Raw genomic sequence first — 18,901 nt, forward strand, 5'->3', positions numbered from 1 at the left:
AGTGCTGGTGCGCTGTTCATCGGCGCACGAATCCGAGCGAGCGCTCGGTCTGGAGCAGGTTCAGCTCGCGGCGGAAGTCCGCCGCGGTCATCCCGGTGTGCATGTTCTGGATATTGATCGAGTTGTCGGCAGAACCGTTGCCCTGCACCAGATCCGACATCTGCGACCACTGCTGCGGGTTGAACACCGGCTCCGGCTGCCCAGTCTTGTTCTCCACCAGCGTCATTCCCGGCGCGAGCCAGCCACCGTTGTCGTATCGGGTCGGCACCAGCTTGCTCATGAACAGGTTGGCCACCCGTCCCGGCAGGTCGAGCAGCTGCTCGGGACCCCGGGTCGAGTCCCACCAGATCGAAGTGTCGGTCTGCGCCTGCGTACCCGGGTTCGCCTGCTGCCATTTGGCCTGGTCGGCCTGGTCCTTGTTCCACTGCTGGTTCGACTTGTCCATGGCGGTCCACGCCTTCGCCAGCGGCGTGCTGCTGAGGTCGGGAATGCCGAGCACGGTGAGGAAGTCGCCGAACATGCCGTTCTTGAACGCGTCGCCCGCCTTGGTGAAGTTGGACTGGATCGAGGTGATGGTCTCGTCCTGCCGCTTCTGCATCGGCGAGCGATTGTCGGTGGTCGCCGCGACCGGCGTGGTAGCCGCCGGGGCCGAACTGGCCGGATTCGACTGCGCCGGTTCGACTCCGGTCGGTGAAGCCATCTGCGCGGCCGCGAATTGGAAGAAGGCGTGATCGGTGAACATCGAATCGGCTGCGCCCGAAGCCATTCCGCCGTACTGGCCGTTGCCGCGCTGGCCGCCCATCTCGAAGTTGACACCGTTCGGCAGCGTCGCGGCGGTATGCCCGCCGAACTGGCCGCCGTTGTACCAGCCGACCCGCAGGCTGCCCGCCGGACCCATACCGAGCTGGAAGCCGCGCTGCACCAGCGCGTCGCCCTCGTTGCCCGTCGCGAACCGGCTCGCGAACGGAGGCAGTCCGGCAACGAAATTCGCCAGTGCGGAGATGGCGCCGGAGCAGTCGCCCCAGTTGACCCCGCCCCAGTTGTACACCGCGCCTTCGACGCCCTTGGCGAATTCGACCAGCTGATCGGCGCTGACCAGACCGCCCTCGGCGAAGCCGGGCAGTCCGTCCGACGTGCCGAAGGCCCCACCCTCGGGGGAACCCGGCACCGAGCCGCTGTTGATGGCGTGCAGCAGGCCGAGGTTCTCGCTTGTCGCCTTCGCATTGACGACGAACTCGCCATCGGAGAGCCGAGCAACGATGGAATCGCTTGTGCCCGTTCCCGGTCCGGAGATGTGACCACCCGTCGCGAACCCGGGGATGATGCTGGTGACGCCGTTGATGACGGTGCTGCCGATCTTGCCCACCGTATCGACGACCGTGCCGACGACATCCTTGATCTTGTTCCAGTACTCCAGGATGGTGTTGACCGCGTTGACCACGGTGTCGCGCAACGTGTTGAACACATTCTGGCCGGTTTCGACGGCCGTCTGGATGATCGCCCAACCAGCCTGGATACCGGCCTGGAGCAGATCCCACGCAGGCTTGATGAAATCGTTCCACATGGATTGGAAGGCATTGCCTACCATCTGCAACGAGCCGATGAACGCGTCCCAGATCGGCTTGATGATGCCGTTCCAGATCGCGGAGATCGTGTCGCCGATAAAGGTGATGGTCGGCGAAATGATGGTCGACCACAACCAGCTGAACACGTCGCCGACAAGTTGCAGCGCCGCGACGAAGCCGTCCCACGCCGGTTTGATGACGTCGTTCCACACCGCCGCGATGAACGCGCCGACGAAGCCGAAGACCGGCTGCACGATATTGGTCCACCACCAGCTGATGGCATCGCCGACGAACTGGATCACCGCGACGAAGGCGTCCCAGGCCGGTTTGACCACCCCGTTCCACCAGGCGGAGATGAACTCGCCGATGAAGCCGAACACCGGCTGGATGACACTGGACCACAGCCAGCCGATCACGGTGCCGACCAGCTGGAGCGCCGCGGTGAAGGCGCTCCAGACGTTCATCACGTAGCCGTTCCACCACAGCTGGATCAAGGTGCCGATCAACCCGAAGATCGGCTGGATGATGGTGCCCCACAACCAGACCAGCGCATCGCCCACCGCCTTCATGGCGACGAGGAAGCCGTCCCAGATCGGTTTGATGTACTCCCACGCGGTGGCCATGGCCGACTTGATCGCATCCCAGACCGTGGCCCAGATCCGTTTGCCCAATTCGGTTTTGGTGAAGAACACGACGAGCCCGGCGACCAATGCGGCGATGGCCGCGATGATCAAGCCGAAGGGACTGCCCATCATCGCCATATTCCACAGCAGCTGCGCGGCGGTGACGACGCGCGTGACCGCCGCCTGGGCGAGGGTGACGGCCTTCGCCCACACCGTTGTCGCGATGAGCCTGATCAACCCGGGAATGAAGAATCCGACGACCGTGGCGCCGAGCACCTGGATGACGTCGTTCCATTCGCGGTAGAAGTTGATGATGCCGGAGATGGCGTTCTTCACCTTGCCGAGACCGCTGACCATGCGTTCGGCGATGGCCTGCGTCATGCCGTCGAGTGCGAGCCGTGCCCGGAGCGCGACATCTTCCAGTGTCTTCAGCGCGTCGAGATGGCCCGCGGTGTTCTTCGCCGCCAGATCGGCGGCCGCGCCCTGGTTTCCGATGGCCCCGGTGATGCCATCGAATGCCCCCACGCCCTGTTGCGCGGCGAGCGATGCCAACTGCATCGCGTCGGTGCCGAACAGCGCGGAGGTCGCGGCCTCGTACATGCCCGGCGCCATGGTCTTGGCCGCGCTGTTCAACTGCGCGAAAATCGCGGGCATACCGACGAATTTGCCGCCGGCGTCGGTCACGGTGAGACCGAGATCCTGAATGGCCTGCTTGGCCGGTGCGGTGTCGGAAGCCAGGCCCTGGAATGCCGCGGCGATCATCGTTCCCGCCGCGGAGACGGGCGTGCCCGCCTTGGTGAGCGCCGCTATGGCGGCGGCGGTGTCGGCCATATTCGCGCCGAGCTTGTTCGCGCCGGCGCCCGACGCCGCGAGGCCGGTGGCGACATCGGCGACATTGACACCCATCAGCTTGGCCGAGCTGGCGAGCACGTCCGCCGAGGTGGCGGCGTAACTCGTGTCCTGGCCGAACGCCTTCAACACCTGCGCTTGGACGGCCGCGGCTTTGGTCGCGTCGACCTTCGCGGCGGCGGCCAGCTGCAGCGTGCTGTTGGCGGCGGTCATGGCCTGCTCGACCGTGAAGCCGCTCTTGGCCAGCTCGGCCATGGCCGCCGCGGCGTCCTTGGCCGAGCTGCCGGGCAGCGCCGCACCCAATTGCTGTGCGGTCGTGGAGACCTGGGCCATCTGGGCGTCGGTCGCCTTCGTCTGATCCTGGATCGACTTCAGCGAGGCCTTGAATTCGTTGCCGACCGCGGCGAATTGCTCGACGACGCCACCGAGGCCGACCTTGTTCGCCAGATCCTGCATGCCGGCGATGACACCTTGCGAAAGCCCTTCGGTGAGAATCTTTCCCGCGTTACCGCCGCCCGATGCCGCATCCTTCACGGCATTGGCGAACGAGTCCTTGATGGTGCCTGCCGTCGCGGTGAAGGCATCCTTGAGCGCGGTACGCCACGCCTCCTTCATCTCGTCCGCGGCGGACGGCGGCACCACCTCGGTCTCGGCCTGCGCCTGCGTGAACGCCTCCTGCAGGGCGGTCTTCAGCGCCTCCCTGACCTCATCCGATAACTGAGCTGCGGCAGCTTCCGCATTTGTGTTCGCCATGGTGTCTCCATCTGTCATGCCCCGGCGGTGGGTGGGGAAGTTCCCGTTCGGAGTGCCGCGAGCCGCGCGTGCAGCTGATCCACCGGCATCGCGGTGCCTTTAACCTGCCGCTTGGACTTGTCCTCGACGCCTGGCCTCGGGTAGGGCGAGGGACGATTGCGGTTGTTGCTGCCGTCCTTGGTCTTGCTCCACAGCAGCAGATTTGCCACGTCGACCAGATCGGCGAGCAGATGCTCGACCTGTCCCCAGCGATACCGTTCCGGATGCATCGCGCGCAGTAGCGCGCTGTCCGCGGACGACTGGCGGACGAGGACGGCGAAATCTCGCCAGGTGAACCGCTTCGTGCCGACATCGCGCAGGCGAACGCCCGCGCGAATGAGGTCGGCCTCGATCGCCTCCCCGTGCTGATTACACAGCTCTAGGAGGCCGAGGATTCCCCCAGGTCGACGCTCGACTCCTGCTGCCATGCGGTCATCAGCTCGCGCACCTCGGCCTGGGTCATCGCGTCGACGACCGCCAGATCCTTTGCGCTGCAAACGCCTTCGATAAGACCGAAGAACTGTTCGGTCTCGCCCTCTTTGCGCAGGGTGCGGATGACGCCGAACGGGATGTTGTCGAAACGGGGCAGGGTGATCTTCTTGCCGCTCTTCGCGGTGTAGCTGAACTTTTCCATCATGGGACCGGACCTTTCGTGATTTTCTTGAGTAGCCTTGGTGGACAGGGCCTTTCGAAGCCCGCCCGGTGAGGGCAGGCCCGGTCCAAGGGTTGAATGAACCCCACCGGGCGGGACTGCGTTACGAGATCCGTGACGCGGCCTGCGTTGTCGTACTACGCGGCCTTGTGGATGTACTCGTAGATGTTGTTGCCGCTGGCGTCCTCGAAGCACTCCATCGTCACCGTGTACATGATGGCGTCGGTGTGCACCTTGACGATGTCCTCGACGGCGGTGATCTGGCCGTTCGGGATGAAGGTGCGGATCGCGCCAACGGCGTCGTCGACGGTGTCGATGACCCAGGCGTTGTGCGGCAGCGCCTTCTTGTTCTTCTTCACGGTGATGTCGCCCTTGGCGGCGTCGACGGTGACGTTGTTGTCACCGAAAACGGCCTTGAGGACGTCGGCGTTGGTCGACTCCAGGAAGGCGAACTTCAGGGTCGCGGTGTAGTCGGTCTGCAGCACCTTGACGGTGGAACCGCCGAAGGCCTTCTTCTTCTCGGTTTCCCGGGTGTTGGACTCGGTGAAGCCTTCCTCGCCGACATAGCCGCAGTCGATGAACGCGGCGTTCAGCGCGTCGATCGCGGTCACCGGACCCGCGGTGCCGAGCGGTGCCCGGAACACGGCTCCGGTGGCCTTCGGCATGGCGGCGAAAACGTTGGCAACAGTACTTGCCATGATGGATAGCCCCTTTCAGGCAGCGTGGACCGGGCCTGGAGCTTGCTGAATTCGGCTACTTGCTAGCGGCCTTTGCCGCGCAGCAGTAACGAAACCGTGAATTGGTAGTTCGGACGAGCGGGATTCGGTTCGGGCAACCGCAGGGCAGATCGCTCGACCGTGACCACGTCGACGCTGTCGACCTGGCGAATCGCGGGTACCGCAGGGTCGTGCCACGCGGCTTTGAGAATCGCGAAGCACAGTTCGGCGAGTTCGGCGGCGGCCGCGGGCGAGGCGTCGGTGCATTGCACGGTGACGTATCGCGTCGAGAGCGCGGCGCCGCGGTCCGCGCCCCAGAAGCCCTTGACGCGAACCATCCGGTTCGGCAGGGTTTCCGGTGCGGCCCTGGTCACCAGGGTGTTATCGCCCCTCGCGGTCAGCTGTGCGGAAAGGTAGGACCCCACAACAGCTTCCACATCGGGAAATACCACTATTTCCACCATCGTCGGCTACCTGCTCCATGCCTGTGCGCGCGGATCGATCATGGTGCCTCCTACTTCGGTGATGACTGACGCAGGAATGACCGCGGCCCCGATCCAGCATGGATCGGGGCCGCACACGAACCAGGGTTCGTAATTCCTTAGGGGAGAGAATGAATCCCGGTTTCCGGGATGAAGGCGCAGCTGTGGCGCTGCACAAAGTTTCACCTAAGCGGACGAGATTGTCAACCAGCACGGCAAATTCACAGCTAGTTAGCCTTTTCGCCAATCGCGCAGCGGCCGCGCGAGGGGCGGCCGACGGTCGGGAGCTCGCACTGCGGATCCCGCTGTGACGACGCATAATCGTGGACGGTGCCGCGGAGTTCCCCATTCGGACGGCGGCGATGCGATGGTGGACGGATGCGGAACTCGCGAACGATCGAACTGCCGCGAGCGGTGCGTCTTGCCGTCCTGCTCGGGGTGCTGACCTTGGCGCTCGGCGTGGCAGGCTGCCGTGACGTCGGCGAGCCCAGCGCGGCGCCGCGTGGGTCCAGCACGGTGGCGAAGGATGGGCGCGACACCACCGAGACGATCACGGTCGACGGTAAGCGGGCCACGTTCGTCCTGCATGTTCCGCCGGGCCTGCCGTCGAATGCGCCCGCGGTGCTCGCATTCCACGGGCGCGGCGGCTCCGGTGCGCAGATGGCGGCCAAGTCGGGGCTGAACGCGGTCGCCGACGCCAACCATTTCGTCGTTGCCTACCCCGACAACTTCATGGAGTTCCGGCCCGCTTCGCGTACCCGATCGAGCGCGAACAGCGTCAGCTACGTCACGGCCATCATCGACAAGCTGGCCGTCGACCAGCACATCAGCAGGACAAGGGTTTTCGCCACCGGGGTCTCACTCGGCGGTGCCTACACCCAGATGCTCGGCTGCGACGCCGCCGACAAGCTCGCCGCCATCGCCCCGACGCTCAGCGGCATGCCCGCCGGATATGTCAAGCGCTGCAACCCTTCCCGTCCGCTCTCGGTCTACGAGCTGCACGGCACCGCCGACCCGATCGTCCCCTACGACGGCGGCACCGTGGTCAGCCGCGGCGGCCCCGGCGACGGCACCGAAGTCCTCTCGGCCCCCGACACCGCCGCTCTCTGGCGCACCAAGAACGGCTGCCAACCCCCTGCCGCACCAACCACGGTGCCGGACAAGGTGAACGACGGCACCCACATCACCATCACCGCGACCACGTCCTGCCGCAACAACACTCAGGTCCAACTCGTCACTGTCGAAGGCGGCGGCCACATCTGGCCAGGCACCCCCCAATACCTTCCCGAATCCGACATCGGCAAGGCCAGCCAAAACCTGAACACCGCCCAATCCATCTGGACCTTCTTCGCCGCACTCTGAACGACCAAATCGACACTTCACCACACGTTTTGGACCAAACATGCCGAGAGTCCTGTACGGTTTCCGGTCTTACGGCTCTGATCCAAGCGACCAGTTTTAGCAAGTCGGTCGAGGACAGGGACTGATGCGAGGTGGCCATGTCACGAGCGAGGGGTGGGAGCTTTGACGTACGAGTACTGTCGTAACTCAGGTTTCGCCGCCCGCGGCGGTGAGCCTGCAAGAGAGAACCCGCGCGACTGGCTGGTTTGGCACTTCACGCACATCACCAACCTCAGCACCATGGTGACCGAGCAACGACTACTGCCAGCGTCAAAGATGCAGTCGAACACCAATGTCGCCAACAAAGAAATCAAGGAACTTCGAACACAGAAACAGGTGACCCCTGACCACCACTACCCCACTGCCACCGTCAGTGAACATGTACCGTTCTACATTGCGGCAAAGTCCCCAATGTTGTACGTGGTCTGCAGAGGACACGGAGAGTACAAAGAGGGCCCTGACCCACTGGTCCTCCTCGGTGTCACGCTCGGCGACATTGTCGATGCAGGGGCAACCTGGTGCGTTAGCGATGGCAATGCTGCCGCGACGCTCACCCGATTCAGCCGCGAGTTGTCAACTCTCGGAGAGTTCATCGATTTCGATCTACTGCGCCAGCGCGACTGGTCCAACACCCCAGATGACGGCGACCGGAAGCGAAGGCGCTCGGCCGAGGTGCTGGTCCTGGCACAGGTACCACTCGAGCTGGTCACCCGGGTGTGCTGCTCCAACGAAGCAACTCTGGAGCTAGCCAAGGGGCACCTGGAACTTGTCAGTGGCATGAGGGAGTATGGGGTCAACCCTGAGATGTACTACTGAGGAGGTGAACAATGATAGTTGCGGGAGAGGGCGATCTGCTGACAGCGGAGGCAGAAGCGCTGGTGAACACCGTTAATTGCGTCGGAGTCATGGGAAAAGGAATTGCACTCCAATTCAAGCGACGCTATCCAAATATGTTCGATGAATACAAGCAAGCATGCGATCGCGGCGAGGTACAGATCGGACGAATGCTCGTCATACCGACAGGGCAGCTCGAAGGCGCGAAGTTCATCATCAATTTCCCAACTAAGAAGCATTGGCGTTCACCGTCGAAATTGTCGTACATCGACGACGGGCTCGTCGATCTACTTCGAGTAATCGACGAGCTGGGAATCAAAACAATCGCTATACCGCCACTCGGAGCCGGTAACGGGGGGCTGGATTGGCCTGATGTCGAGTCGCGATTGGTCTCCGCCTTCGGAGACGCTCCAAAGATTCTGGCAATCGTCTATGCACCGACAGAAACCACTCGAAGGCTCGCCGCCCCCAAGGGAATACGTATGACATGGGGCAGGGCGTTGCTGTTGGACCTGATCCGGAGCTACATCAACCGGCGACAAGCCCTTGAACCGTGGGAGAACCCCGCAGGTGCATCTCACCTAGAGATACAAAAGTTGATGTATTTCGCCGATCTCTTCGAACCCTCGCTCAAACTTGACTTCACGCCTGCACGGTACGGGCCCTACAGTGAGAAGGTACGTCACATCCTCCAGGAGATGGAGGGTGCGTATACCGTCGGCCTAGGCGACGGCACCGCAAAGACGCTTGCGAATAACCCCATCTCGATGACGAAGGATGGCGAAAGAGATCTGGAAGCCTATCTTCAGTCGAAGAACGGGCCGCACGTGGCTGATATCGTTCGCGCGGTTCTCCAGGTCGTCGAAGGTTTCGAGGGACCGTACGGTATTGAACTGCTCGCGAGCACTCATTGGGTGGCAAGCAAGCATGGCGCGTGCGACCATCGCGCGGCGGCCGAGGCCGTTCGAAGTTGGACCGAGCGGAAGGGACGAATCTTCACCGATGATCATGTCGGCACCGCACTGAAGCACTTGACAGAGCAGACCGCGATTCCCGGAGCATAGACATCAGCGGGACCCACCGATCCAGAAAGTAGCAGTTAGCTGCTGCGGGAGCACAGTCCTTCAGCGGCAGGAGTTGGGTTCGCCGTATTTGACGACCGAGAGCACCGCGTCGCCTTCGCCGATCGCGACGCCAGGACCTGGCGATTGGGAGACGACGAGCCAATTGCGGTCGAGAATCTGTGCGCGGCCGCGGCCGGACGCGTCCTTGGAGCGGGAGTAGAACACACCCGCCGCCTGAATCTTGTTCTGCGCGTCTTGCAGATTCATGCACACCACATTCGGCATGGGCACCTTCGCGGCAGCGGGGGCGGGCGGCGCGACTGTCGCCTTCGGTACGGCGACAGTCGATTTCGGCGCACTGGGCACACTAGGCGCGATCGTGGTACTCGGAACCACGGTGGTGCTGCTGCTCACGGACGAGGCGCTCGGCCGCGCCGACGCGCTCCTCGTTTCGTCACTGCCGCAGGCAATGCCGGTGATGCCGACGAGCAGCACTCCACCGACAACCGCGATCATCCGTGCCGGACTGGACGTGTATTCGCGCCACGAATAAGTCATACGCTGTAATCCCCCTGATCGAACTGAGCGGACGCAGACGATGCGCCCCCGGTGAATCGTGCGGCAGTGCCGTAGCCCCCGTTCCCAATTATTGGGATCGGATACATCTATCAGACTCGAGCCCGATACGCCACAGCGCAGGCGGTCCCCGAAGATGACAAGAACGCGTCAGCGGACACGGGCGATCGCGGCGCGGGCTGACGTAGACCCGCCACAGCCCGACGGCAATGGCGGCGACGAGGCCGCCGCGCAAGCCAGGCAATTCAGTTCCGCCGCACCGGCACGATGAGCAGTTGCCGCAGGTCAGGGTGGGTGAGTGTGACCTACGTCGCCGCTTGTACACCAGATGTTGCGCAGTGCCTTGCTTGGGTGATGTGGCACGGCCATCGGCGGGGCTTACCAATCGATCATGCGATGCACAGTATTCGGAACCGGGTACCTGGGTGCCACGCACGCGGCGTGCATGGCCGAACTCGGGCATGACGTCATCGGGGTGGATGTCGATCCTGGCAAGGTCGCGAAGCTGTCCGACGGTGTGGTGCCGTTCTACGAACCAGGTCTGGAAGAGGTGCTGCGGCGCAACCTCGATGCGGGCAGGCTGCGCTTCACCACCTCCTACGACGAGGCCGCCGCGCACGCGCAGGTGCACTTCCTCGGCGTCGGCACGCCGCAGAAGAAGGGCGAGTACGCCGCAGACCTGAAATACGTACACGCCGTGGTGGATACGCTGACGCCGATGCTGGAGCGCCCCTCGGTGATCATCGGCAAGTCGACCGTTCCGGTCGGCACCGCCGCCGCGCTCGGCGACCGGGTCCGCGCACTCACCCGCACCGAGGTGGAGGTGGCCTGGAATCCGGAGTTCCTGCGCGAGGGCTTCGCGGTACAGGACACGCTGCGCCCTGACCGGCTCGTGCTCGGCGTCGACGGCGCCCGCGACAACGCGGCCTGGGTCGAGGGACTGGTCCGCGAGATCTACACCGACCTGATCGCCGCCGAGGTGCCGTTCCTGCTCACCGATCTGGCCACCGCCGAATTGGTGAAGGTCTCGGCGAATGCCTTTCTGGCGACCAAGATCTCCTTCATCAACGCAGTGTCGGAGGTGTGCGAGGCGACCGGCGCCGATGTGACCGTGCTCGCCGACGCGCTCGGCTACGACGCGCGCATCGGCCGCCGATTCCTCAATGCCGGACTCGGTTTCGGCGGCGGCTGCCTGCCGAAGGACATCCGCGCGTTCATGGCGCGCTCGGGCGAGCTCGGCGCCGATCACGCGGTCGCCTTCCTGCGTGAGGTCGACAACATCAACATGCGCCGCCGCACCAAGATGGTGGACATGGCGACGCGGGCGTGCGGCGGTTCACTGCTCGGCGCGAATGTCGCGGTGCTCGGTGCGGCGTTCAAACCCGAATCCGACGACGTGCGCGATTCACCGGCGCTGAACGTGGCGGGCATGATCCAGCTGCACGGCGCGGTGGTCACCGTGTACGACCCGAAGGCGCTGGAGAATTCGCGCAGGGTGTTCCCGACACTGAACTACGCCACCTCGGTGGCCGAGGCGTGCGAGCGCGCCGATGTGGTGCTCGTGCTCACCGAGTGGGATGAGTTCACCGCATTGCGTCCGCAAGACCTCGGCGAAGTGGTGCGTAGCCGTTCGATTATCGACGGCCGGAACTGTCTCAATCGTGCCACCTGGAGGGATGCGGGATGGGTGTACGCCGGACTCGGCACACCGTAAAGTGGCTCGGCAGAGCCTGATGGCGGCGTCGCCTCCGCCTCCGGGTCCTGCCTTACATGTAGCTGGTCCTCGACGGTATGGTCCGAAGCGCGGGACCATCCGTCGGTCGTCGGCGCAGGCTCGCATGTCGTAAGTGTGAAACGAGATGGGCAGCTGATGAGTTCGGTTCTGGGAGTTTCGGTGGGGGCCGGCGCCGTCCGTATGGCGCGGCCACACGCCGGGGGCACCCACGGCCACGTCGCGCCGCACGCTTTCGATCTGCAGACCATTCCGGTCGGCCCACAGCATGTCGACGAACTGGCCGCCGAGGCGATCGGCGTCACCCTGGAGGCGATCGGCGATATCGGCGCGACCGTCATCGCCTATCGCGGTGAGCAGCACGGCATCCGCGCCGCGATGGCCCGCCAGCAGCTGACCAACTACGAACTCGTCCCGGAGATCGTCGCGGCGCTGGAGTTCGCCGAATCCACCGGCGATATCCGCGGCATCTCCTCCCTGGTGGTATACGACCTCGGCAGTTCCGGCCTGTCAGTGAGCGTGGTCGATACGCACACCCGCGAGGTCCGCCACAGCGAACGCACCAGCGATATCAGCGGCGACTATCTGGATTCGCTGATCCGCGAACAGCAGATCGCGTCGGGCCGCATCGCCCATCCCCAGGATCACGCCGGGCTCGCCGCCTTGGACGCGCTGTGCCGCGAGGCAAAGGAGCAGCTGTCCACCAACACCGCGGTGGCGCTGCCCAGCGAACAGGGTCTGGTTCTGCTGGCGCAGGAGAACTTCGAAGCGCTGATCATGCTCGCCGTGGAATCCTCGGCGCGGATGGCGCGCGATGTGATCGTGCGCTCGGATCGGCCGGTACACGGTGTGCTCGCCATCGGCGGCTGCGCGCGGATTCCGCTTGTCGCCAAGGTGCTCGAGCGGTGGATGGGCGTTCCGGTGATCGTGCCGGACAGCCCCGAGACCGTGATGGCGCGCGGCGCGGCGCTGCTCGCACGGTCGGTGCGGCCGTCGAGCGGCCCTGTCGCCCCGCTGAACGACGACGAACTCTCCCCCGCATGGCTATCGAATCCGCCGAAGGACAAGCAGAAGCGCGAGATCAGCGGTGCCGTACTCGCGGTGAGCGCGCTGGCGGTGGTCGCCGCGATCGGACTCTGGCTCGGGTACGGAACCGAAGTGCTGCAACGGGATTCGCGCAGCGACAACTCGACGTCGACGCCGCCGACCAGCGCACCGCGCACGACGACACTTGATCCGCAGATCGCGGTGTCCCCCGCACCGACCACCGAATCCGAATCCCCCGCGGCGCCGCCGCCGCGCCGCCAGACGACCACGACGCCGCCACCGCCGACTCCCGGCCCGAATACCATCGTCGTCCCCGGCCTCCCGCCGATCATCGTCCCGACGATCCCCCCGGAATTGCTGCCGCCTTTCCCGCCTCCGCCGCCGCCTCCGCCGCGCTAGGTCAGGCCTTCGCGTGGCGTGCGCGCCGCGGCGGCTCGGCGACGGCCTGGTGCCCGAAGGGACGGGCGAGCAGCACGGCGATCGCGGTGGTCAGCGGCACCGAAAGGGCGAGCGCGATACCGCCGACGCAGGAGCGGGCGATTTCGATGCCGACCGCGTCACCGGTGAGCACGTCGCGAATGGACCGGCCCGCCACGCTGAACAGCAGCAGCAGCGGCAGCGCGCCACCGGCGTAGGCGAGCACGAGGGTGTAGACGGTACTGGCGATGTGGTCGCGGCCGACCCGCATGGCCGCGGTGAAAACCTCACGCCGCGAGGCGGATTCGTCGATGGCCGCGAGCTCGAAGGCGGCCGAGGCCTGGGTGATGGTGACGTCGTTGAGCACGCCGAGCGAGCCGATGATGAACCCGGCGAGCAGCAGTCCGGTAATGCTGACGTGCTGCAGGTAGGTGGCGACGTTGGTGTTCTGTTCCTCCGAGAACCCGGTCAGGTGGGTGATTTTCAGCGCGAGCCAGGACAGCACCGCCGCGACGATCATCGACGCCAAGGTTCCGAGCAACGCCGAGCTGGTGCGCAGGTTCACCCCGTGCGCGAGATACAGCACGGCGTACAGGATCAGCGCACCCCCGACCAGCGCGACCGGTATCGCCGGTTTGCCGTCGAGCAGCGCGGGTAGCAGGAACATCACCACCACCGCGAACGCGAACCCGAGCCCGAGCAGCGCGCGCAGGCCGCGCCAGCGCGCCACCACCACGATCACCACGACGAAGGCCAGCACGATCAGCGTGAGCGGCATACCGCGCGCGTAGTCCTCGAACGAATAGAGCGGCACGCCCGCCGGATCCGCCTGCCGCACGATCCGAATCTTGTCGTCGACCTGCAGGGTGGGCTGCCCCGGCCCGTCCGTGATCTCGAACAGGGTGTGATTGCCCTTGTGCGGTCCGGATTCGATGGCGATGACGCTGCGCTTGCAGGTGTAGGAGGTGTTGCGCGGCGCCTCCGGCTTATCGATGAAGACCTTGCCGTTCGATGGACTGCCGCACGGGCCACGCTCCTGCTGCACCACCGTGCCCGCTTCGGTCTGCACCGCGCCGCCGCCCGCGTTCTGGAAGGGCAGCGGAATGTCGACGTGCTGGCGGCTCGGCCACAGCACGAAGGTGCCGATCAGCACGAGAATGCCGATGACGGTGAGCAATCCGACGACGACCCGCGCCGCGGTGGCACTGATCTCGATCGGTTCCGAATGGTCGTGGTGGTGATGGTGGTGATCGCTCACGACTGCGCCTCGCTGCGCTCGGCTCCGTCATTCGCGATGCGCACTGTGTTGTTGGTTCGCTCGCTCCGCTCACTCACGACTGCGAGCTTAAAGGATTTCATTTTCAACACCAGCTCGAAGCGGGCGCGTCGGGACCATGGTGCGTGCCAGGAGTGGCTGAAGGATTTCGGAGGGGGCGGCGGAGAGCAGGGGGATGTCTCCGCCGCCCGCAGGTAGGCGGCCCAGGGGGGTAGGCGGCCGTACCCGAAGCCGTGTTGCCCAGGGGGGTAGGCAACTCGGCCAGGCACTTGAAGTGCCAAGAGCCACTGTACACAAAAGATCTTCTTTTGCGCTAGATCAGTCTCTAAAACCGCCAAATATCCAGACGCAGGGTCGGTTTAGAGCCCGGAAGCGGGGCGATCTGGGGCCTCCGGCGACACTTTTTGACTATTGTCGGTAACTGGCCAGGAAGTTGCCGAACCGTTCGATCGCGACCGCGAGATCCCTTGCCCAGGGCAGCGTTACGATCCGCAGGTGATCGTGATCGGGCCAGTTGAAGCCGGTGCCCTGCACCATCAGGATCTTCTCCTGTAGCAGCAGATCCAGGATCAGCTTCGAATCATCGTGGATCTCATACACATTCGGATCCAGACGAGGGAAAGCGTAGAGCGCGCCCTTGGGCTTCACGCAGGAGACGCCGGGAATCATGTTCAGCCGCTCCCAGGCGACGTCGCGCTGCTCCAGCAGCCGCCCGCCGGGCAGGATCAGATCCTCGATGCTCTGATGCCCGCCGAGCGCCACCTGAATGGCATGCTGCGCAGGCACATTCGGGCACAGGCGGGTAGAGGCGAGCAGGTCGATGCCCTCCAGGAACCCGGCGGCATGCTCTTTCGGCCCGGTGATCGCCAGCCAGCCGGAGCGGTAGCCGGCCACCCGGTAGGCCTTGGACAGCCCATTGAAGGTGAGGCACAACAGATCCGGCGCCAGCGTCGCCAGCGAGATGTGCTTGGCGTCGTCGTAGAGGATCTTGTCGTAGATCTCGTCGGCGAGCAGCAGCAGCTGATGCTTGCGCGCGAGATCGACGAGCTGCTGCAGCACCTCGGCCGAATACACCGCGCCGGTGGGATTGTTCGGGTTGATCACCAGCAGGGCCTTGGTCTTGTCGGTGATCTTGGATTCGATATCGGCGACATCGGGCTGCCAGCCGTTGGACTCGTCGCAGAGATAGTGCACCGGTGTGCCGCCGGCGAGGCTGGTCATCGCGGTCCACAGCGGGTAGTCGGGCGCCGGGATCAGCACCTCGTCGCCGTTGTCGAGCAGCGCCTGCATGGTCATGGTGATCAGCTCGGAGACGCCGTTGCCCAGATAGATGTCGTCGACATCGAGCTCAGGGAAACCGGGTACCAGCTCGTAGCGGGTGACGATGGCGCGGCGGGCGGACAGGATGCCCTTCGATTCCGAGTAGCCCTGGGCGTACGGGAGCGCGGCGATGATGTCGCGCATGATCACATCGGGCGCCTCGAATCCGAACGGCGCCGGGTTGCCGATATTGAGCTTGAGGATGCGATGCCCCTCGGCCTCCAGTCGTGCCGCATGCGCGTGTACCGGTCCACGGATTTCGTAGAGCACGTCCTGGAGCTTCGTGGACTGCTCCAGGACACGCGGCGGGCGATGCGGTAGATGACTCGGGCTCACCTGAACCATGGTGCCATCCGGGGCAAGGGGTTGATCTGCGTCACAGTCATTCCGTGACGCAACTGCTCCGCTACCGCGCGCCCGCGCCTCAAGACCCCGAGTTACCAGGCGGAATCCCCTTCGCGGCGGTCGAGCCGCAGAACTCCTCGATGCGTTCGTCCAGGCGGCGCGCCTCCACCGCGTCGCGGAACGACGGGCCCGCGATCCGGCGGCGAACCGCGGTCAGCCGCTCCTCCAGTTGGGCGATGCGCTTGTCCTCGGCCAGGCCGAGCACCGGCGCGAGCGCCTCGGCGGCACCGTCCAGGCTGCCGTTGATCAGATGCGCGGCCGCGCTGTCCACCCGCGCGAGGGATTCGGCGCCGTAGGACCGCTGCTCGGTGGGACCGCCCGAATACAGCTCGATGGCCCGGGAGGTCGCGGTGAGCGCGGGCTCGGCCTGACCGAGATGGATGTAGGTCGCACCCGCGTAGTACTGCGCCTTCGCGTCGTTGAATCCGAACACCCCGCCGACCTCGTCGTGCAGCGAGTCGGTCTCCGACACTTCCCGCGCGTCGTCCGCGGCGCGGATGCACCGGTCGGTGTCCTGCGCGCTGCCGAGCCGGGACCAGATCCTGGCCTCGATATTGAACAGCCGCACCTTCGCCGTCGCCGACTCGGCGAACTCCTGCCCGCTCTGCGCGAGCAGCACACCGCGGCGCGGCCGCTCGGACCAGTACTCGATCAGCGCGTGCATGCCCCTGGTCCAGGCACGTAAGCCGTTGTGGCCGCACAGTTCGGCGTAGGCCCACGCCGCGCGGACCTGCTCGCCCGCGGCGTCGTAGTACCCGAGGTCGGTGCTCGCGTTGGCGAGCAACCCGGACAGGGTTCCCGCGAGCAGATACAGATGGCTGGTGTCGGCGGGCCGCTGATGGCCCTCGAGTAACCGATACACCCGTCGCCGCACGCGCAGCATCTCCACCATCATCGGTACCGGTGGAAGTTGCACGTAATCGTTCGCGATACGTGTGACGTCGGCGTCGAGTTGTTCCAACGTCGTGGCACCCACGTTGGTACTTTCCGCCTGGCCGGCGTGCTCGCTGGCCTCATGGGCAGCCGCCATGATCAGATCCCTCTCCGAAATCGCTGCTAACGCATCACCTCTCATCGCACCGGCATCTATGAGAGCCAAAAGGTCCGCGTCGCTCGTGTAATTGGCGTGTGCCGAGGCTGTGGCACCCGCGTCGAATCCGAGCGCCGGATCGCGATCGGCGACGGTCGAATCGACCATCGCCGCGAACCGTGCCCGCACCACCTCGTCGGACCTGGCAAGGGATGTATCCAGAGCGGCTTGATTCATCGGACGTGGATGGACCCGCGCGCCACCGGCCTCCCACTTCGATACCAGGCGCTCGTGCACACCCAGGTGCGCCGCGAACTCCCGGATGCTCATCCGCTTGGCATCGCGCAGGGCTCGGGCCTCTTTTCCTGACCACTGCCGGACCACGATGTCATCCCTTCCGAACGAACTCTTCTCCCAGGGTACGAGCGCGCAGTGACCAGGGCCACAAACAAAATGGTCGCGCTATCAGAGGCAGCGGAAAGGCAGTAGAAGGCGGGCGTGCGGGCAATACCGCGCCGCCCCATCCCGGGAGACCCTATAGAGCAGGGAGGCAAGGAGTTCGCCGTGAACGTGGAGAAGCTCAGAACCGTTGATGATTGGGTGGCGTTCTACCGACACGAATTCGGGCTACCGGTAACCGAACGTGGTGGCTTCGTCATGTTACCAATCACCGGGCGGGTCTGTGTCGTTCACCTGCCGACTGCTCGAGCCGAAAAGGTAAGAGCCGCATTGGAACAGCAAGGGACGAGGGGACCCATGCTGGCCAGGCAGATTCGGTGGAGCTTCCTCGCCGAACCAGACAGCAGGCCGGGAACACAAGTACTGGAGGTGCTCAACCGACTCGATATCGGCATACCCGCAATCGGTAGTGCCGTGATGTTGCCGACCGGACTCGGCCGCTGGACCCGGGAAGGGTGCTTCTGGGTCAGCCCACCGAGCCGCGGCGACACGCTCCCACCGCTGTCCGTCGTCATCACGACGGCGCTCGCGGTCGGAGCGGGCGGCGGGGACTGATCACGCGCCGCGATCGGTTCCCGCAGCCGTCCGGTACCGGACCGAGCCGAATCCGCCCCTTTTCCTGGCAGTCGACGGGGCGGATTCGGTGGGACGGACGCGGTGGGGTTGGACTCCGGTCGGGTGGTCCACCCCACCGCTCCGCATGACAGGCGCAGCCGGACGAAGTCCGTCCGCAGACCGCGCATGGCCGGAGCGAATGCGGAGGTACGGACATAGTGTTGATGGATGGATCGCCTGCTGGATCTGCGTGGGACATACCAGGTTCGGTCTCGGCACGTCGTGCACGGACCGGCCGTGGAGTTCGCCGGGCTGCCGGTGATCCGCTGTTTCGGTTTCGATGTGCACGAACCGAAACCCCTGCGCCGCCGCAAGATTCCCGGCGGCACCGTGAAAATCGTTTTCGCACTGGACGGCACGTTCGAAGGGCGGCGGATCGAGCCGGCACCGCTGGTGATCGGGCTGCACGACCGCGGCGGCACCGCCGAGCACGCCGGCCGGATGCGCAGCGTGCAGGTGCAATTGGAGCCGCTGGCCGCGCGTCGGCTGCTCGGCGCGCCGCTGCACGAATTACGCAACGGGACAGCCGATCTCGGTGAGTTCCTCGGGCCTTCGGCGCACGAGCTGACCGCTCGGCTCGCGGAGACGACGGCATGGACGGATCGGTTCACGCTGGTCGCCGCCGCTCTGCGCGAATGGACCGCGCGGGCAGCCGATCCCGGCGATGCCGCGGTCGCGCGGGCGGTGCGGCAGTTGCGCCGGTCGGCGGGGGTCGTGTCGTTCACCGAGCTTGCGGACGAAAGCGGCTGGAGCAGGCGGCATTTCCGCAGGTTGTTCACCGAAGACGTCGGGCTGTCGCCGAAGGGCTACGGTTCGCTGATGCGGTTCTCGGCCGCATTGACAGCACTGACCGCCGCGCCCGAGGCCGATATGAGCAGGGTGGCAAGCGAGTTCGGTTACTACGACCAAGCCCACCTCAGCCGGGATTTCCAGCGGTTCGCCGGTGCGCCACCGGGGCGGTTGATCGGCTGAGTGCCCGCTGGGTGGCTTGTCGCTGAGCGCGCCGGGCGGCTTGTCCGCCGAGCACGCTGCGTGGCTAGTCGGCC

The 18,901-nt window shown here is 65.2% G+C and carries 17 protein-coding genes; 8 read left to right on the forward strand and 9 right to left on the reverse strand.

The annotated features are described in order from the left end of the window. Nucleotides 1–16: 16 nt before the first annotated feature. The 5 genes from ACIG5A_RS20645 to ACIG5A_RS20665 form a co-directional block, all read right to left on the reverse strand. Nucleotides 17–3,790 (reverse strand): phage tail tape measure protein, encoded by a 3,774-nt coding sequence (locus ACIG5A_RS20645; protein ID WP_397242266.1) that lies wholly within the window; start codon nt 3,788–3,790, stop codon nt 17–19. A 14-nt stretch (nt 3,791–3,804) separates the two neighbouring features. Then, nucleotides 3,805–4,257, reverse strand: a complete 453-nt coding sequence (locus ACIG5A_RS20650) for a DUF5361 domain-containing protein (protein WP_397242268.1) — start codon at nt 4,255–4,257, stop codon at nt 3,805–3,807. Further along, nucleotides 4,209–4,466 (reverse strand): hypothetical protein, encoded by a 258-nt coding sequence (locus ACIG5A_RS20655; RefSeq protein ID WP_397242270.1) that lies wholly within the window; start codon nt 4,464–4,466, stop codon nt 4,209–4,211. The genes ACIG5A_RS20650 and ACIG5A_RS20655 overlap by 49 nt, the downstream gene beginning before the upstream one ends. Before the next feature lie 152 nt (nt 4,467–4,618). After that, on the reverse strand, nt 4,619–5,179 hold the full coding sequence (locus ACIG5A_RS20660) for a hypothetical protein (RefSeq protein WP_397242272.1): 561 nt from the start codon (nt 5,177–5,179) through the stop codon (nt 4,619–4,621). A gap of 62 nt (nt 5,180–5,241) precedes the next feature. Beyond that, nucleotides 5,242–5,661: a hypothetical protein gene (locus tag ACIG5A_RS20665; RefSeq protein WP_397242274.1), complete on the reverse strand. Its 420-nt coding sequence runs from the start codon at nt 5,659–5,661 to the stop codon at nt 5,242–5,244. A 396-nt stretch (nt 5,662–6,057) separates the two neighbouring features. On the opposite strand from ACIG5A_RS20665, the gene ACIG5A_RS20670 reads away from it, so the two are divergent. From ACIG5A_RS20670 to ACIG5A_RS20680, 3 genes are all read left to right on the forward strand, one after another. After that, nucleotides 6,058–7,041, forward strand: a complete 984-nt coding sequence (locus tag ACIG5A_RS20670) for an alpha/beta hydrolase family esterase (RefSeq protein ID WP_397242276.1) — start codon at nt 6,058–6,060, stop codon at nt 7,039–7,041. Between the two features lie 162 nt (nt 7,042–7,203). Then, nucleotides 7,204–7,896 (forward strand): DUF4433 domain-containing protein, encoded by a 693-nt coding sequence (locus tag ACIG5A_RS20675; protein ID WP_397242278.1) that lies wholly within the window; start codon nt 7,204–7,206, stop codon nt 7,894–7,896. Between the two features lie 11 nt (nt 7,897–7,907). After that, complete coding sequence (locus ACIG5A_RS20680) at nt 7,908–8,978, forward strand: macro domain-containing protein (protein WP_397242280.1); 1,071 nt, start codon at nt 7,908–7,910, stop codon at nt 8,976–8,978. A 60-nt stretch (nt 8,979–9,038) separates the two neighbouring features. On the opposite strand, the gene ACIG5A_RS20685 is transcribed toward ACIG5A_RS20680, so the two are convergent. Then, nucleotides 9,039–9,245, reverse strand: a complete 207-nt coding sequence (locus tag ACIG5A_RS20685) for a PASTA domain-containing protein (RefSeq protein ID WP_397242282.1) — start codon at nt 9,243–9,245, stop codon at nt 9,039–9,041. Between ACIG5A_RS20685 and ACIG5A_RS20690 the strand changes: the two genes are divergently transcribed. The 3 genes from ACIG5A_RS20690 to ACIG5A_RS20700 all read left to right on the forward strand — a co-directional run bounded on the left by ACIG5A_RS20690 (nt 9,244) and on the right by ACIG5A_RS20700 (nt 12,732). After that, a complete protein-coding gene (locus ACIG5A_RS20690) occupies nt 9,244–9,531 on the forward strand; it encodes a hypothetical protein (protein WP_397242284.1) in 288 nt (95 codons plus the stop codon). The two genes, ACIG5A_RS20685 and ACIG5A_RS20690, sit on opposite strands and share 2 nt — an antisense overlap. A gap of 414 nt (nt 9,532–9,945) precedes the next feature. After that, nucleotides 9,946–11,268, forward strand: a complete 1,323-nt coding sequence (locus ACIG5A_RS20695) for a UDP-glucose dehydrogenase family protein (protein ID WP_397242286.1) — start codon at nt 9,946–9,948, stop codon at nt 11,266–11,268. A gap of 156 nt (nt 11,269–11,424) precedes the next feature. Next, entirely contained in the window at nt 11,425–12,732 is a 1,308-nt protein-coding gene (locus ACIG5A_RS20700; protein ID WP_397242288.1) for an Hsp70 family protein, read from the forward strand. A 1-nt stretch (nt 12,733) separates the two neighbouring features. Here the strand turns inward: ACIG5A_RS20700 and ACIG5A_RS20705 are convergent, their stop codons facing one another. The 3 genes from ACIG5A_RS20705 to ACIG5A_RS20715 all read right to left on the reverse strand — a co-directional run bounded on the left by ACIG5A_RS20705 (nt 12,734) and on the right by ACIG5A_RS20715 (nt 17,165). Continuing rightward, a complete protein-coding gene (locus ACIG5A_RS20705) occupies nt 12,734–14,008 on the reverse strand; it encodes a YibE/F family protein (protein WP_397242290.1) in 1,275 nt (424 codons plus the stop codon). A gap of 426 nt (nt 14,009–14,434) precedes the next feature. Next, the gene (locus ACIG5A_RS20710) at nt 14,435–15,691 is read right to left on the reverse strand and encodes a pyridoxal phosphate-dependent aminotransferase (protein ID WP_397242292.1); all 1,257 of its coding nucleotides are present in this window, start codon (nt 15,689–15,691) and stop codon (nt 14,435–14,437) included. Between the two features lie 79 nt (nt 15,692–15,770). Next, the gene (locus ACIG5A_RS20715; protein ID WP_397242294.1) at nt 15,771–17,165 is read right to left on the reverse strand and encodes a helix-turn-helix domain-containing protein; all 1,395 of its coding nucleotides are present in this window, start codon (nt 17,163–17,165) and stop codon (nt 15,771–15,773) included. Between the two features lie 180 nt (nt 17,166–17,345). On the opposite strand from ACIG5A_RS20715, the gene ACIG5A_RS20720 reads away from it, so the two are divergent. Then, nucleotides 17,346–17,795, forward strand: a complete 450-nt coding sequence (locus ACIG5A_RS20720) for a hypothetical protein (protein ID WP_397242296.1) — start codon at nt 17,346–17,348, stop codon at nt 17,793–17,795. 228 nt (nt 17,796–18,023) lie between these two features. After that, entirely contained in the window at nt 18,024–18,827 is an 804-nt protein-coding gene (locus ACIG5A_RS20725) for a helix-turn-helix domain-containing protein (protein WP_397242298.1), read from the forward strand. Nucleotides 18,828–18,901 lie beyond the last annotated feature (74 nt).

The organism is Nocardia sp. NPDC052566 (genome assembly GCF_044547285.1).
Lineage (GTDB): Bacteria > Actinomycetota > Actinomycetes > Mycobacteriales > Mycobacteriaceae > Nocardia.